The sequence below is a fragment of the Streptomyces sp. NPDC056224 genome, assembly GCF_042267665.1.
GTDB lineage: Bacteria > Actinomycetota > Actinomycetes > Streptomycetales > Streptomycetaceae > Streptomyces.
The window spans coordinates 1-17,421 of the sequence record NZ_JBHJTK010000078.1 but is presented as its reverse complement, the minus strand read 5'-3'; the positions used below and the strand labels follow the sequence as shown (position 1 = coordinate 17,421).

Annotated in this window: 4 protein-coding genes; all 4 read right to left on the bottom strand. The window is 74.8% G+C overall.

Annotated elements, in window-relative coordinates; genetic code table 11:
* Positions 1 to 5,849: SDR family NAD(P)-dependent oxidoreductase (locus ACFCZ1_RS37575; RefSeq protein WP_376682778.1), on the bottom strand; the 5,849-nt coding region annotated here is incomplete at its 3' end.
* A gap of 107 nt (positions 5,850 to 5,956) precedes the next feature.
* Entirely contained in the window at positions 5,957 to 10,951 is a 4,995-nt protein-coding gene (locus tag ACFCZ1_RS37570; protein ID WP_376682777.1) for a type I polyketide synthase, read from the bottom strand.
* 32 nt (positions 10,952 to 10,983) lie between these two features.
* Positions 10,984 to 14,295 (bottom strand): type I polyketide synthase, encoded by a 3,312-nt coding sequence (locus tag ACFCZ1_RS37565; RefSeq protein ID WP_376682776.1) that lies wholly within the window; start codon positions 14,293 to 14,295, stop codon positions 10,984 to 10,986.
* A 240-nt stretch (positions 14,296 to 14,535) separates the two neighbouring features.
* A partial coding sequence (locus tag ACFCZ1_RS37560; protein ID WP_376682775.1) for an SDR family NAD(P)-dependent oxidoreductase occupies positions 14,536 to 17,421 on the bottom strand: 2,886 nt, incomplete at its 5' end.

Here is a 17,421-nt window from a genome sequence, read left to right as displayed (position 1 = left end):
GAGCACTCCCCCGACCTCAGCGCCTGCGCCGCCATGTGCAGCGCGACCAGCGAGGACGAGCACGCCGTGTCCACCGTGACCGCCGGGCCCTCCAGGCCGAACACGTACGAGACGCGCCCGGAGGCGATGGCTCCGGTGCTGTTGTTGGCGGCGTAGTCGTGGTACATCATCCCGGCGTAGCAGCCGGTCATGCTGCCGCGCAGGGTCTCCGGGTCGATACCGGCCCGCTCGAACACCTCCCAGGCCGTCTCCAGCAGCAGGAACTGCTGCGGGTCCATGACGGCCGCCTCGTTGGGGCTGATCCCGAAGAAGGCCGGGTCGAACTCGCCCGCCTCGTGCAGGAAGCCGCCCTCGCGGGCGTAGCTGGTGTGGGGCCGCTCGGCCGTCGGGTCGTAGATCCGGTCGAGGTCCCAGCCGCGGTTGGCGGGGAAGCCGGAGACGGCGTCGACGCCGTCGGCGACCAGCTGCCACAGGTCCTCGGGGGTGCGTACGCCGCCCGGGTAGCGGCAGGCCATGGCGACGATCACGATCGGGTCGTCGTCGGCGGCTCCGGACCGGACCGCGGTGGCCGCGGGGCCCGGCTGCCCGGTGGCCCCGTCGAGTTCGTCGAGGAGGTGGCGGGCGAGGGCGCGCGGGTTGGGGTAGTCGAAGGCGAGGGTGGCGGGCAGCCGGACGTCGGCGGCGGCGCTGACGGCGTTGCGGAACTCGACCGCGGTGAGCGAGTCGAAGCCGAGTTCGCTGAACGCCCGCGTCTCGTCGACCGCGTGCGCCCCCGGGTATCCGAGGGTGACGGCGACCTGCGTACGGACCAGGTCGAGCAGCACGGCCGTGCGCTCCTCCCGGTCCAGTCCGGCCAGTCGGCCCCGCAGGGCACCGGCCGCCTCGGGGGCCGACACCGCGCTCCTGCGCGCCCGTACGCGGACCAGGCCGCGGAAGAGCGGCGGCAGGGCCTCGCCCGCCTCGGCCAGCGTGCGCACGTCGAGGCGGATCGGCACGACGACCGGGTTGTCGACCGTCAGTGCCCGGTCGAAGAGGTCCACCCCGTACTCGGAGCTGAGCGCGCCGATCCCGGTGCGGCTCATCCGCTGGAGGTCGGCGTCGGTCAGGGAGCCGGACATGCCGTTCGCCCACAGGCCCCAGGCGAGGGACTGGGCGGGCAGGCCGTGGGCGCGCCGGTGGGTGGCGAGCCCGTCGAGCAGGGCGTTCGCCGCACCGTAGTTGCCCTGTCCGGGCACGCCCAGGACGCCGGTCGCGGAGGAGAACAGCACGAAGGCCGACAGCTCCAGGCCGCGGGTCAGTTCGTGCAGGTGGAGCGCCGCGTCGGCCTTCGCGCCGAGTACGGTGTCCAGGCTCTGCGGGGTCAGCGAGGCGATGAGCGCGTCGTCGAGCACGCCGGCGAGGTGGACCACGCCGGTGAGCGGTACGCCGGCGATGAGCGCGGCGAGGGCGTCGCGGTCCCCCGCGTCGCAGGCGGCGACGGTGGCCTCGGCGCCCAGTCCGCGCAGTTCGGCGCGGAGTTCGACGGCTCCGGGGGCGTCCGTTCCGCGCCGGGAGACCAGCAGGAGGCTGCGCACGCCGTGTGCCTCGACCAGCCGCCGGGCCACGAGGCGGCCGAGCGCGCCGGTCGCGCCGGTGACCAGGACGGTGCCGTTGCCGAAGTCGGGCCTCGCGCGCCGCTCGGGGTCGTCGGTGAGGCGGGCGAGGCGCGCGCCGTGGACGGTCGTGTCGCGTACGAGGGTCTGGGGCTCGTCTGCGGCCACCGCGGCGGCGGCCTCGTGCGCGTCGGCGAGGTCGGAGAGGTCGGTGAGGAGGAACCGGCCCGGGTTCTCGGCCTGCGCGGAACGCACCAGGCCCCACACGGCCGCACCGGCCAGGTCGGTGACGTCCTCGCCGGGCCGGGCCACGGCTCCGGAGGTCGCGACGAGCAGTCGCGAGGCGGCGTACCGCTCGTCGGCGAGCCAGACCTGCAGGACGGCGAGCACCCGGGCGGTGGCGGCGCGCACCGACGCCGGGTCCGCTCCGGGCCGGGAGCGCAGGACGACGGTCTCGGGTACGGGCCCGTCGGCGGGCAGGGTGTCCCAGTCGGCGGGTGCGGCCGCCGGGGCCGCGGCGGGGGGCAGCGCGGTCCAGTCGAGGGCGAAGAGGGATTCGTGGGCGACCGCGCGGGCTGCGGCGAGCTGCTCGGCGGAGACCTCGCGCAGGACCAGGGAGTCCACGGACAGCACCGGCCGGCCCGTCTCGTCGCCGACGGACAGGGCGATGGCGCCCGCGCCGTCGGGGGCGATCCGGACCCGCAGCCGGGTGGCGCCGGAGGCGTGCAGCCGCACTCCCGTCCAGACGAACGGCAGGACCGGGCCCTGGGCCCCGGCGAACAGCCCGGTGAAGACGGAGCCGTGCAGCGAGGCGTCCAGCAGCGCCGGGTGCAGGCCGAACGCGGCGGCGTCGGCGTGGGCCCGTTCGGGCAGGGCGACCTCGGCGTACACCTCGGTCCCGGCGGCCCAGGCGGCGGTCAGGCCGCGGAAGGCCGGGCCGTACGGGAGGCCGGCCTCGGCCAGCGCCTCGTACACGCCGTCCGTCTCGATCGGGGTGGCGGCGGCGGGCGGCCAGGTGCCCAGGCCGAGGGAGTCGAGGGCGGATTCCGCGGCGGTGGCCAGGACGCCGGCCGCGTGCAGCGTCCACGGCTGGTCGGGCTGGTCGTCCCGGCGCGAGTGGACGCTGACCGGCCGCCGCCCGGAGGCGTCCGCGGCGCCGACCTCGACCTGGAGGGCGACCGCGCCGCGCTCGGGCAGGACCAGGGGCGCCTGGAGCATGAGCTCTTCGAGCAGTTCGCAGCCGACCTGGTCGCCTGCGCGCACGGCGAGCTCCACGAAGCCGGTGCCGGGGAAGACCACCGAGTCGCCGACGACGTGGTCGGCGAGCCAGGGCTGGGCCGATACGGAGACCCTGCCGGTCAGGACCACGCCGCCGGAGTCGGCGAGGGAGACCACGGCGCCGAGCAGCGGGTGTCCGGCGGCGGCCAGACCGGCCGCCGAGAGGTCGCCGAGAGCACCGGTGCCCTCGACCCAGTAGCGGGTGCGCTGGAAGGCGTAGGTGGGCAGGTCGACGCGGCGGGCGCCGGTACCGGCGTAGAAGGCCTCCCAGTCGACGGCCGTGCCGGAGGCGTAGAGCTGGGCCACGGCGGTGACCAGCGCTTCGGGCTCGGGCCGGTTGCGGCGCAGGGCCGGTACGAGGACCGCCCGCTCGGATTCGGCGACCTGCTGGGCGAGTCCGGTGAGGATGCCGTCGGGTCCGACCTCCAGGAAGCGGGTGACGCCCTCCTGTTCCAGGGCGCGGACGGCGTCGGCGAACCGGACGGCCTCGCGGACCTGGGAGACCCAGTAGTCCGGGGACTGCCAGCGGGCACCGTTGCGGTCGCCGGTCACCGTGGACACGGCCGCGATGCGCGGCTCGTCGTACGTCAGGTCCTGCGCGACGGCCCGGAAGGCGTCGAGCATGGGTTCCATGAGGGGCGAGTGGAAGGCGTGCGAGACGGCGAGGCGGCTGGTCTTGCGTCCGGCCGCGGTGAAGTGCGCGCCGACAGCGAGGACGGAGGCTTCGGTTCCCGAGACGACGACGGATTCGGGGCCGTTGACGGCGGCGATGTCCACGCCGTCGGTGAGGACCGGGAGGACTTCCTGCTCGGTGGCCTGGACGGCGAGCATCGCGCCCCCGGCGGGCAGGGCCTGCATCAGGCGGCCGCGTGCGACGACGAGCCGGGCTGCGTCGGCCAGCGACAGCACCCCCGCGACATGCGCGGCCGCCAGCTCGCCGATCGAGTGCCCGGCGACCACGTCGGGGGTGAGGCCCCAGGCTTCCACGAGCCGGAACAGGGCGACTTCGAGGGCGAACAGGGCGGGCTGGGCGACGGCGGTCGCGTTCAGCGCGTCCGCGTCCTCGCCCCACACCACCTCGCGCAGGGACCGCCCCAGGTGCGGGTCGATCTCCGCGCACACGCCGTCGAACGCCTCGGCGAACACCGGGAAGGACGCGTACAGCTCCCGGCCCATGCCGAGGCGCTGTGCGCCCTGGCCGGTGAACAGGAACGCCGTCCGGCCCTTGGCCACCACCCCGCTCACCACACCCGGGTGCGGCTGCCCCTCGGCCAGCGCGGCGAGGCCGGCGAGCGCGCCGTCCCGGCCGTCCGCCAGGACGACGGCGCGGTGGTCGAGCGCCGCGCGGCTCGTGGCCAGCGAGTAGGCCAGGTCCGCGGATCCGAGCTCCGGCGCGGCCGTGGCGTGGGCGCGCACCCGGCCCGCCTGGGCGGCCAGCGCCTGCGCGTCGCGGCCGGAGACCGGCCAGGGCAGGAGGGCGGGCAGCGGTGCGACGACGGCGGCGGACGGCTCCTGCGGCGTCCCGGCGGACGCGGCCGGCTCGGCCGGCTCAACCGACTCAACCGACTCGGCCGCCTCCTCGGCGGGGGCTTCCTCCAGGATGACGTGGGCGTTGGTGCCGCTGACTCCGAACGCGGAGACGCCGGCCCTGCGCGGCCGGTCCTCGGGGCGCTCCCACTCACGGGATTCGGCCAGCAGCCGGACCTGCCCCGCGGTCCAGTCGACGTGGCTCGACGGTTCGTCGACGTGCAGGGTCTGCGGCAGCACTCCGTTGCGCAGGGCCATGACCATCTTGATGATGCTGCCGACACCGGCGGCGGCCTGCGCGTGCCCCATGTTGGACTTGATGGAGCCCAGCCACAGCGGCTGTCCCTCGGGGCGGTCCTGCCCGTACGTGGCGAGCAGTGCCTGCGCCTCGATGGGGTCGCCCAGGGTCGTACCGGTGCCGTGCCCCTCGACGACGTCCACGTGCGTGGCCGGGATCCGGGCGTTGGCGAGCGCCTGGCGGATGACCCGCTGCTGTGCCCGGCCGTTGGGGGCGGTCAGGCCGTTGCTGGCGCCGTCCTGGTTGACGGCGCTGCCGCGTACGACGGCCAGCACGGGGTGGCCGTGGCGCCGTGCGTCCGCGAGCCGTTCGAGTACGAGCATGCCCGCGCCCTCGGACCATCCGGTGCCGTCGGCCGCCTCGGCGAAGGCCTTGCAGCGGCCGTCGGGCGCGAGACCGCGCTGCCGGCTGAACGCGATGAACGGCGACGGGGTGGACATCACCATGACGCCGCCGGCCAGGGCCAGCGAGCATTCCCGCTGCCGCAGGGCCTGGGCGGCCAGGTGGAGGGAGACGAGGGAGGAGGAGCACGCCGTGTCGACGGTCACCGCGGGGCCTTCCAGCCCCAGGGTGTAGGAGATCCGGCCGGATATGACGGCGGCCGCGTTGGCCGTGGTCATGTAGGCCTCGGCGACCTCGCCCGCCGCGCCGATCAGGTACTCGTAGTCCTGGATCCCGGAGCCCGCGAACACGCCGACCGGCTTGCCGCGCAGCGACACCGGGTCGATGCCGGCCCGCTCGATCGCCTCCCAGGACACCTCCAGCAGCAGCCGCTGCTGCGGGTCCATGGTCAGCGCCTCGTTGGGGCTGATCCCGAAGAAGCCCGCGTCGAACCCGGCGACGTCCTGGACGAAGCCGCCCTCGTGGACGTAGCTGCTGCCGGACTCGGGGCTCTCCTGCTCGTCGCCGCGGAGCCCGTCGAGGTCCCAGCCCCGGTCGGTGGGGAAGGTGGTGATGGCGTCCCGGCCCTCGGCCACGAGCCGCCACAGGTCGTCCGGGGTGCTGATGCCTCCCGGGTAGCGGCAGCTCATCGCCACGATGGCGATGGGCTCGTGGTCCTGGTTCTCGACCTCCTGAAGCCTGCGGCGGGTCTGGTGCAGATCCGCCGTGACCCGCTTGAGGTAGTCGAGAAGCCTTGCGTCGTCATTGGACATCTTGGTCCCACCGAGTCCTGTTCATGCCGTGAGGTCGAGTCGGGTCGCAGTCGCGGGTGTCGCGGATCGGGCCGCTGGTCGGGCCGCGGATCGGGCCGCGCGGTCGGTCAGGTGAGGCCGAGTTCGTTGTCGATGAAGGCGAAGACGTCGTCGGCGGAGGCGGATTCCAGCTGCTCGCCGATGCCGTGCGCGCCACCGGCCGTCGCGTCGAGGGTTCCGGTCAGCCGGGCCAGCAGGCTCTGCAGGCGGGCGGTGATGCGGGTGGCCTCGATCTCCTCGGCGGCGAGCGCCGCGGCGGCCTCCTCGAGGCGGTCCAGCTGGACCAGTACGGGCAGTTCACCGGCGGCGGCGTCCTGGCAGAGCTCGGACCACAGGTGGGCCGCGAGCGCCGCGGGGCCGGGGTGGTCGTAGATCATGCTGGTGGGCAGGGGGCGGCCGGTGGCCGCGACCAGCCTCGTCCGCAGGTCGACTGCGGCGACCGAGTCGAAGCCGAGGTCGGTGAAGCCGCGGTCGGCGGCCACCTCGGCCGGGTCCTCGTAGCCGAGCAGCGCGGCCACGTGCGTACGGACCAGGTCGAGCAGGGCGGCCCGCTGTTCGGCCTCGGACAGGCCGGCCAGCCGGCCGCCGAGGTCCGTGCCGTCCCCGCCGGCGGCCTGTGTGGGGTCGGGGGCGAGGGCGGCGCGCGCCTCGGGCAGCGCGTCGAGGAGGGGGCGCGGACGGGCGAGTACGTAGGTGGGGGCGAAGCGCTCCCAGTCGAACTCGGCGACCACGGCGTGCGAGGCGCTGCCGGCCAGGATGCGGCGCAGGGCGCCGACGGCAAGTTCGGGCCGCATCGCGGGGGCTCCGATGCGCCGCATGACGGCGGCCAGTTCGGCGTCGACCATGCCGCCGTCCCAGGAGCCCCAGGCCACGGAGGTGGCGGCGAGGCCGCGGGCGCGGCGCCGGTGGGCGAGGCCGTCGAGGTAGGCGTTGGCGCTGCCGTAGGCGGACTGTCCGGCGCTGCCCCACACGGCCGCGCCGGAGGAGAAGAGAACGAAGGCGTCCAGCGGGGTGTCCGCGAGGAGTTCGTCGAGGTGGCGGGCGCCGAGCACCTTGGCCGAGGCCACGTCGGCGAGGTCGGCGAGGGTGAGTTCGCCCAAGGGGGCGATGCGCTGTGCGAGTCCGGCCGCGTGGATGACGGCGGTGAGGTCCGGTATGCCTGCGAGCAGGGTGCGTACGGCTTCGCGGTCGGCGATGTCGCACGCCTCGACGGACACCCGTACTCCGGACGCCCTTATTTCGTCGGCCAGTTCGGCCGCTCCCGGGGTGTCCGGGCCGCGCCGGCCGGCGAGGACGACGTGCTCGGCGCCGTCGGCGGCGAGCATCCGGGCGACGTGCGCGCCGAGCCCGCCGGTGCCGCCGGTGACCAGGACCGTGCCGCGGGGCCGCCACGGCCCGGCCGGGTCGGGGTGTGCGGGGCGTACCAGGCGGCGGGCGTACGTGCCTTCGGGCCGGACGGCGACCTGGTCCTCGCCGGTGGCTCCGGAGAGGGTGTCGCAGACCCGCAGCGCCATCCGTTCGGCTTCCGCGTCGGCCTGGGCGGCCCCGGCGGGGGCGGCCCCGGCGGGGTCGGTGTCGGCGGGGAGGTCGACGAGACCGCCCCAGGTCCCCGGGCTTTCCAGGGCGAGGGCCGCGCCCAGGCCCCAGACGGCCGCCTGCGCGGGGTGCACGGGCCGGGCCGCCGCGTCGGCGTCGTCCGTGGCCACGGCTCCCCGGGTCACACACCACACGGGGGCGGTGACGTCGCGGGCTGCCAGCTCCTGGAGCAGGGCGACGGTGTCCGCGAGGCCCTGGGAGAGCTCGGGGTGGCCGGGGTGCGCGGTGTCGTCCAGCGCGAGCAGGCTCAGTACCCCGGCCGGGGCCGCCGGGAGCGGCTCCGGAAGTACGGGGCGCCCGGTGCAGCCGGTCTCCCGCAGTTCGGGCGCGGCGCCGCGCGAGGTGAGCGCGTCCGCGAGCAACGCGGCGAGGGGCTTCTGCGCGGCCGTGTGGAGCACGAGCCATGCGCCGTCGAGCGGGGCCGCCGGCATGGGGTCGGCGACCGGCGCCCAGGCCACGCGGTAGCGCAGCGCGTCGACGGCGGAGGCCTCGCGGCGGCCGGCCCGCCAGGCGGTGAGCGCGGGCAGGACGGGGGCGAGGGCGGCGGGGTCGAGACCGAGCCGCTCCGCGAGTCCCGCGGTGTCCTCGCGCTCCACGGCCTCCCAGAACTGGGACTCCCCCGGGTCGGCGGCGCCGGCGCCGGGCCCGCTGACGGCGGCCGCTCCGGGCTGCGCCTGCGCCCAGAAGGTCCGTCGCTGGAAGGCGTAGGTGGGCAGGTCCACGCGGCGCGGGCGGGATCCGGCGGCCGCGGTGGCGCAGGCGGCCCAGTCGACGTGGACGCCGCGGGTGTGGGCCAGGGCGAGGGCTCCGGCCAGTTCGCGCTCCTCGCCGCGGCCGCGGCGCAGGAGGGCGGTGAACACCGGCGGGTCCTCCCGGTCCCCGTCCTGGCCTTCGGTCCGGGCGGTGGCCAGGCAGTCGGGGCCGAGCGAAGTGAGCGCGGCGTCGGGGCCGAGTTCCAGGAACGTGTGGACGCCCTTGTCCGCGAGGAGCCGTACGGCGTCGCAGAAGCGGACCGTCGCGCGGACGTGGCGTACCCAGTAGTCGGCGCAGGACAGGTCGTCCGCCCCGGCGAGCTCGCCGGTGACGGTGGAGACGATCGGCACGCGGGCGGTCCCGTACGCGACGCCCTCGGCGACGGCGCGGAACTCGGCGAGCATCGGCTCCATCAGCGGCGAATGGAAGGCGTGCGACACCGCCAGGCGCTTCGTCTTGCGCCCGAGGGCGGCGAAGTGCTCGGCGACGGCGAGGACGGCCGCCTCCTCGCCCGAGACGACCACGGAGCGGGGACCGTTGAGTGCGGCGATGCCGGTGGCGGCGGTGAGGAGCGGATCCACCTCGTCCTCGGTCGCCTCGATCGCGACCATCGCGCCGCCGCGCGGGAGCGCGCCCATCAGCCGGCCGCGGGCCGCGACGAGGCGGGCGGCGTCGGGCAGCGTCAGCACACCGCTGACGTGGGCGGCGGCCAGTTCGCCGATCGAGTGGCCCGCGAGGAAGTCGGGCCGCACTCCCCAGGACTCGATGAGCCGGTAGAGGGCCACCTCGCAGGCGAACAGGGCGGGCTGGGCGCGGCCGGTGTCGGCGAGCAGCTCGCTGTCCTCGCCCCACATGGTGTCGCGCAGGGGGGTGTCGAGGTGCTCGTCGAGGGCGGCCACCGCCTCGTCGAAGGCGCGCGCGAACACCGGGTGGGCCGCGTGCAGTTCACGTCCCATGCCGAGCCGCTGGGCGCCCTGCCCGGTGAACAGTACGGCCGACAGCGCGTCGGGCCGGGCGACGCCGGTGACCGTGCCGGGTGCGGGGGCGGCGGGGTCGGCGGCCAGACCGCGCAGGGAGCGGGCCAGCTCCTCGCGGGTACTGGCGACGACCACGGCGCGGTGTTCGAGCGCGGCCCTGGTGGCGGCCAGGGACCAGGCGGTGTCGACGAGGGGGTGGAGCGGGTGGGCGTCCACGTGGTCGGCGAGGCGGGCTGCCTGCGCGGCGAGGGCTTCGCGTCGCCGCGCGGAGAGGAGGAACGGCAGGGGGCGGGGGGTGTCGTTGGCGGCGCTGCCGCCGGTACCGCCGCCGAGGGCCTCCGTGCCGGACCCGGATGCGGGCTCCGTCCCGGATGCGGGCTCGGGGGCCGGGGCCTCCTCCACGATGACGTGGACGTTCGTGCCGCTCAGGCCGAAGGACGACACTCCGGCGCGCTTGGCGTGGCCGCGGTCCGGCCAAGGCATCGGCTCGGTCAGCAGTCGTACGCTGCCGGCGCTCCAGTCGACGTTGGGGCTCGGCTCGTCCACGTGCAGCGTGCGCGGCAGCACGCCGTGGCGCATGGCCTGCACCATCTTGATGACGCCGCCGACGCCGGCGGCGGCCTGCGAGTGGCCGATGTTCGACTTGAACGATCCCAGCCACAGCGGCTGGTCGGCGGGCCGCTCCCGGCCGTACGCGGCGATCAGGGCCTGCGCTTCGATGGGGTCGCCGAGGGTGGTCCCGGTGCCGTGCGCCTCGACGGCGTCGACGTCGGCGGGGGTCAGCCGCCCGGAGGCGAGTGCCTGCTGGATGACCCGCTGCTGGGACGGCCCGTTGGGGGCGGTGAGGCCGTTGGAGGCGCCGTCGGAGTTCATCGCCGAACCGCGGACGACGGCGAGCACGGGGTGACCGTTGCGCCGCGCGTCGGACAGCCGCTCGACGAGGACCATGCCCGCGCCCTCGGACCAGGTGGTGCCGTCGGCGGCCGCCGCGAAGGACTTGCACCGCCCGTCGGGGGCCAGGCCCCGGTCCTGGCTGAAGCCGACGAACGAGTCCGGGCTCGCCATCACGGTCACTCCGCCGGCGAGCGCCATCGTGCACTCCCCGGTCCGTACCGACTGGACGGCGAGGTGGAGGGCGACGAGCGAGGAGGAGCAGGCGGTGTCCACGGTGACCGCGGGGCCCTCCAGACCCAGCGAGTACGCCACCCGCCCGGAGGCCACGCTGGCGAGTCCGCCGGTACCGCCGCCGCCCGGGTAGTCGTGGTACACCACGCCGGCGAACACGCCGGTGCGGCTGCCCTTGAGGGAGGTGGGGTCGATCCCGGCCCGCTCGATGGCCTCCCAGGACACCTCCAGCAGCAGCCTCTGCTGCGGGTCGGTGTCGCGGGCCTCGCGCGGGCTGATCTTGAAGAAGTCGGCGTCGAACTCGCCCGCGTCGTGGAGGAACCCGCCTTCCCGGCAGTACGTCTTGCCGGGCGTCGCCGGCTCCGGGTCGTACAGCGCGTCCATGTCCCAGCCGCGGCCGTCCGGGAAGAGCGAGACCGCGTCTCGCCCGGCGTCCACCAGGTGCCACAGGTCCTCGGGCGAGGTGATGCCTCCCGGGAAGCGGCATCCCATCGCGACGATGGCGACGGGCTCGTGGTGCTGCTCCTCGGCATCCCGCAACTGGCGCCGGGTCCGCTGGAGTTCCGTGGTGGCGCGCTTGAGATAGTCCCGGAGCTTCTCGTCGTTGCTCATCGAACCTCAACCAATCTAGAGCTGATCGCTGGCTAGGAGACGCCGAATTCGCTGTCGAGTACGTCGAACAGCTCCTCGTCGGTGACCGTTTCGAGGTCGGGGCCGTCGTCGGCCGGTCCGGCGCCCCGGGCGTCGCGCCAGCGGCGTACGACGGCCTCCAGCCGGGCGGTGATCGCGTCGGCGCGGGCTCCGATGACCTCGCTGTCCCCGCCGGTGGAGGGGAATCCGGTGAGCACGGCCTCGATCCGGTCGAGTTCGGCCAGCGCGGCGGCGGCCGGATCACCGCCCAGGGGTTCGGCCTCCATCCGCTCGCCGAGGTGGGCGGCGGCGGCCCGGGGGGTCGGGTAGTCGAAGATCAGGGTGGCGGGCAGGTCGCATCCGCTGGCCGCGGTGAGCCGCTTGCGCAGCTCCACGGCCGCCAGTGAATCGAAGCCCATGTCGCGGAAGGCCAGATCGGCTTCCACGGCTGTGGCGGAGGTGTATCCGAGGACGGCCGCGACGTGCGTACGCACGAGCGCCAGCAGGATCCGGCCGCTCTCGGCGGCGCCGACCCCGTCGAGCTCGGCCCGCAGGGCCGAGGCGGCCTCCCGGGACTCCTCGGCCGAGGGGACGTCGTGGGCGGGCTGGGCGACGGGGGCCGCTGTGGAGCCCGCGGCATCGACCCAGTAGCGGGTGCGCTGGAAGGGGTAGGTCGGCAGGTCGACGCGCTGGGCGCCGGTGCCGGCGTAGTACGCCTCCCAGTCGACGCGTACGCCGTCCACGTGCAGCTGCGCGAGGGCCGTGAGCAAGGCCTCGGGCTCGGGACGGTTCCTGCGCAGGGCCGGTACGAGGACGGCGTGGGCGCTCTCGTCGTCGTCGAGGCTCTGGCTGGCGAGACCGGTCAGGATCCCGTCGGGTCCGATCTCCAGGAAGCGGGTGACGCCTTCCTGTTGCAGCGTGCGGACGGCGTCGGCGAACCGGACCGCCTCCCGCACCTGACCCACCCAGTACTCGGGCGACTGCCAGGCGGCGCCGGTACGGTCACCCGTCACCGTCGAGACCGCGGCGATCCGAGGCTCGCCGTACGTCAGCTCCCGCGCGACGGCCCGGAACTCCTCCAGCATCGGATCCATCAGCGACGAATGGAACGCGTGCGACACCGACAGCCAGCTCGTCTTGCGACCGGCCACGGCGAATTGCTCACCGAAAGCGAGGACCGCGGCCTCGACACCCGAAACCACCACGGACTCAGGCCCGTTGACCGCCGCGATACCGACACCGTCGGTCAGCAGCGGCAGCACCTCCGCCTCCGTGGCCTGCACGGCCAGCATCGCGCCACCCGCCGGAAGCTCCTGCATCAGACGGCCACGCGCCACCACCAGCCGGGCCGCGTCGGCCAGGGAGAGCACGCCGGCGACATGCGCGGCGGCCAGCTCACCGATCGAGTGACCGGCCACGACATCGGGCTTCACGCCCCACGCCTCGACCAGCCGGAACAACGCCACCTCAAGCGCGAACAACGCCGGCTGGGTGACCGCGGTCGCGTTCAGCGCCTCCGCGTCCTCACCCCACACCACCTCACACAACGACCGGCCCAGATGCCCGTCCACCTCCGCGCACACCGCGTCGAAAGCCTCCGCGAACACCGGGAAAGCGGCGTACAGCTCCCGCCCCATCCCCAACCGCTGCGCACCCTGCCCCGTGAACAGGAACGCCGTCCTGCCACCTCGATGGATCTGTCCGGTCACCACCCCGGGGTGTTCCTCGCCCGCCGCGAGGGCGGCGAGCCCGCTCTCACGGTCACCCACCACCACCGCCCGGTGGGCGAAGGCGGTGCGCGAGGTGGCCAGGGAGAGCCCGATGTCGACCGCCCCGGCCTCGTCGGCGTCAGTTCCCCGCAGCTGCCCGGCCTGCGCGGCCAGCGCCTGCGGAGTCTTCGCGGACAACACCCACGGCGCGACGGGGACTGCGGCCCGCACAGCCGGCTCCCCGGCGCCTGCGGGCGCCTCCTCGACGATCACGTGGGCGTTCGTCCCGCTGATGCCGAACGAGGAGATCCCCGCTCGCCGCACACCGGCTCCGGCCTCCCACTTCCGGGCCTCGGTGAGCAGTTCCACGCTTCCCGCCGACCAGTCGACCTGGTCCGAGGGCTCGTCCACGTGCAGGGTCGGCGGCAGTACGCCGTTCCGCAGGGCCATCACCATCTTGATGACGCCCGCGACACCCGCCGCCGCCTGGCTGTGCCCCATGTTCGACTTGATGGACCCCAGCCACAGCGGCCGGCCCTCGGGCCGTTCCCGCCCGTACGTCTCCAGCAGGGCCTGCGCCTCGATCGGGTCACCGAGGGTGGTGCCCGTGCCGTGCGCCTCGACCACGTCGACGTCGGCCGCCGACAGCCCGGCGTCCGCCAGCGCGCGGCGGATCACCCGCTGCTGCGCGGGCCCGTTCGGCGCGGTCAGACCGTTGGAGGCGCCGTCCTGGTTCAACGCGGAGCCGCGGACCACGGCCAGCACCCGGTGTCCGTTGCGCCGCGCGTCCGAGAGCCGCTCCAGCAGCAGCACTCCGGCGCCCTCCGAGCAGGCGACGCCGTCCGCCGAAGTGGCGAAGGACTTCGACCGGCCGTCGGGGGCGAGGCCCAGCTGGGTGCTGAAGTACACGAACATGTCCGGGGTGGACATGACGGTGACCCCGCCGGCCAGGGCGAGATCGCACTCGCCCGACCTCAGCGCCTGGGCCGCCATGTGCAGGGCGACGAGGGACGAGGAGCACGCCGTGTCCACGCTGACCGCGGGGCCTTCGAGCCCCAGCGTGTAGGCGACCCGCCCCGACACCACGCTGCCCGCCGTGGTGCTGCCGGGCTCCCGGCCCAGGGCGTAGTCGTGGTACATCACACCGGCGAACACACCGGTCGAGCTGCCCTTGAGGGTGGTGGGGTCGATGCCGGCCCGCTCGATCGCCTCCCAGGACACCTCCAGCAGCAGCCGCTGCTGCGGGTCCGTCATCAGCGCCTCGTTCGGACTGATCCCGAAGAACACCGGGTCGAACTCGGCGGCGTCGTAAAGGAATCCGCCTTCACGCGCGTACGTCCGGCCGGGCGTGCCCGGTTCCGGGTCGTAGACCTCCGGGTCCCAGCCCCGGTCCTCGGGGAACCCTCCGATCGCGTCGACGCCACCGGAGACGAGCTGCCACAGCTCCTCCGGGGTGGTCACCCCGCCCGGGTAGCGGCAGCCCATCCCCACGATCACGATCGGGTCGCCGTGGTGGGACGGGCGGCGGCGCTCGGCCTCGGCGAGGCGGCGACGGGCGTCTCGCAGATCGGACGTGGCCCGCTTCAGATACTCGAGAAGCCGCTCCTCGTTGCTCACCGAGACCTACTCCCTCTGGTCGGACATACCGTGGCGACTCACTTGTCGTACCTGGCCGTTCAGTTGATCGGTTGGAACGCTACTGAGCGGCCGGAAGGGCGGCCTACCCTTAACCCACCCCTGCCGCGGGGGCCCCTGACGAGGGGGAGAGCACGTGAAAGGCCGGGGTGCGCGACGGCTGTGGTGCAGCTGTCACGCACCCCGGCCCGGGGTGACGCCGATCCGCCTCGCGTCAGGCGGTCAGGGGGTCGCGGGGGTGCCGAGCTCGTTGTCGAGGATGTCGAACAGCTCGTCCGCGGTGACCTCCTTCAGGTCCTCCCGGCCACGGTCCGGGGTCTCCGGCGCGGCATGTCCCTGGGCGGCGTCCATCAGTGGTCCGTCGAGCCGTCCGGCCAGTTCCCGCAGTCGCTCGGCCAGCCGCGCCCTGTCGGGGCCGACGGGCGGGGCGGCGGTCATCAGGAGGGACTCCAGCCTGGCCAGGTCGGACTCCACCCCCGACGCGGGAGCGGCGGGCACGAGGCGCTCGGCGATGTAGGCGGCGACCTCCGCAGCACTCGGGTAGTCGAAGATCAGCGTGGCGGGCAGCCGGAGCCCACTGGCCGCGTTGAGCTGATTGCGCAGCTCCACCGAGCCGAGTGAGTCGAAGCCCAGCTCGCCGAAGGCCCGGTCGGGTTCGATGGCGTCGCCGGAGGCGTGACCGAGTACGGCTGCCGCGTGGCCCCGTACGGTGTCCAGGACGATCCGGTTCCGCTCCTCCTCGTCATGCCCCGCGATGCGCTCGGCCAGCGGGGCGCCGGCCGAGGACACCGGCCCTGCCGCGGTCCGCTTGCGCGTGACCGGAACCAATCCCCGCAGCAGGGCGGGGAGTTCGTCGCTTCGCGTACGCAGCGCGGCCGGGTCCACCTGGAGCGGCACGGTCACCGGCCGGCCCGACGCCAGCGAGGCGTCGAACAGGGCGAGCGCTTCCTTCTCCGACAGGGCGGGCGTGCCGGCACGGCGCATGCGCTCCAGGTCCGCTTCGGTGAGGTGGGCGGCCATGCCGGTGCTGACGTCCCAGAGGCCGAAGGCCATCGCGGTGGCCGCCAGGCCCTGCGCGCGGCGGTGGGCGGCGAGCGCGTCGAGGAAGACGTTGGCGGCCGCGTAGTTGCCCTGACCGGCCGCCAGCACCAGACCGCCGGCCGAGGAGAACATGACGAACGCCGCCAGGTCCAGGTCCCGGGTCAGCTCGTGCAGGTGCCAGGCCGCGTCCGCCTTCGGACGCAGCACGAAGTCCATGCGCTCGGGATTCAGAGCCCCGATGACGCCGTTGTCCGCGACACCGGCCACGTGGACCACGCCCGTCAGGGGATGCGCCGGATCCACACCGTCCAGCAGGGCGGCGAGCGCCTCCCGGTCCGAGACGTCACAGGCCGCGACCGAGACCCGCGCCCCCGACGCCGTCAGATCGGCGACGAGTTCGCCGACACCTGGCGCCTGCGCACCCCGCCGGCCGGCCAGCAGCAGATGACGCACCCCGTGCTCGGCCACCAGGTGGCGGGCAACCAGGGCGCCCAGACCGCCGGTCCCACCGGTGATCAGGACCGTCCCCGTGCCGTCCCACGCGGGCCCGGCGTCATCCGCGTCGGCGCCCGCTCGCGACAGCCGCGGAACCAGCACCTCACCCGCACGTACGGCCGACTCCGGCTCCCCGTGGGTCAGAGCAGCCTCGGGATCGACCGACCCGTCGGTGTCGATCAGCACGAACCGGCCCGGGTTCTCCGCCTGCGCAGCCCGCACCAGACCCCACACCGGGGCCTGCCGCACGTCGACGGCTTCTCCGTCCACGACGGCCACCGCACCCCGCGTGACCACCGCAAGCACCGCACCGTCCGTACGGTCGGCCGCCAGCCACTCCTGCACCGCTGTCAGGACCCGCTGCGCGTGTGTCCGTACGTCCGCGAGCACGTCGGCGGTGGCCGGCAGGTCGGCGCAGTCCAGGACCACGGCCGCGGGCGCGGCGCCCCGAGCGGGCGGCGACGCGGGCTGCCACTCCACGTGGAGCAGCGCGCTTCCGGTGTCCGCGGTCAGCTGTTCGGCCGACACGGGCCGGGAGAGCAGGGATTGCACCGACAGCACGGGATTGCCGTGCTCGTCGGCGACGGTGAGCGAGAGGCCGTCCTGCTGGGCGACGGGGGTGATCCGCACCCGCAGGGCCTTGGCCCCCGGGGAATGCAGCGCGACGCCGTTCCAGGCGAAGGGCAGCAGGGTCTGTCCACCGTCTTCGCGGCCCGGAATGCCGAGCAGGCCGACGTGCATGGCCGCGTCGAGCAGGGCGGGGTGGAGCCCGAACCGGGCGGCGTCCTCGTGGGCCCGCTCCGGCAGGGAAACCTCGGCGTAGAGGGCGTCTCCGACCCGCCAGGCCGCCTTGAGGCCCTGGAAGACGGGCCCGTAGTGATAGCCGACGGCGGCGAGGTCCGGGTAGGCGGCGGAGACGGGAAGTTCCTCGGCTCCCGCCGGAGGCCAGGTGGTGAGCGCCTCCCCGGCGTCCGCGGGCAGCGGGGACAGCACGCCTTCGGCGTGGCGGGTCCACGGGAGGTCCGGCTGGTCGTCGGCGCGCGAGTGGACCGCAACGGTCCGGCGCCCCGTCCCGTCGGCCGGGCCGACGACGACCTGGACGGCGAGGCCGCCCCGGTCGGGCAGGATCAGCGGAGCCTGCAGGGTGAGTTCTTCGAGCAGTCCGCAGCCCACCTGGTCGCCGGCGCGTACCGCCAGCTCCACGAAGCCGGTACCGGGCAGCAGGACGCTTCCCAGAACGTCGTGATCGGTGATCCAGGCGTGGCTGCTCGCGGACAGCCGGCCGGTGAGTACCGCTCCCCCGTCGTCGGGCAGCTCGACGGCGGCCCGAAGCACGGGGTGGTCGATCCCTACCTGCCCGGTATCGGCCGTTCCGCCTGCCGCCGAAGGGGCCGTCATCCAGTAGCGGGTGCGCTGGAAGGCGTAGGTGGGCAGGTCGACGCGGCGGGCGCCGGTGCCGGTGCCGGTGCCGGTGCCGGTGCCGGTGTAGAAGGCCTCCCAGTCGACGGGGACGCCGTGGACGTGGAGCTGGGCGAGGGCCGTGATCAGGGTCTCGGGCTCGGGCCGGTTCTT

Bases quoted from the DNA above. Each gene is read 5' to 3' on its own strand.
- ACFCZ1_RS37570 (WP_376682777.1), bottom strand. From the start codon at position 10,951: ATGAGCAACGACGAGAAGCTCCGGGACTATCTCAAGCGCGCCACCACG.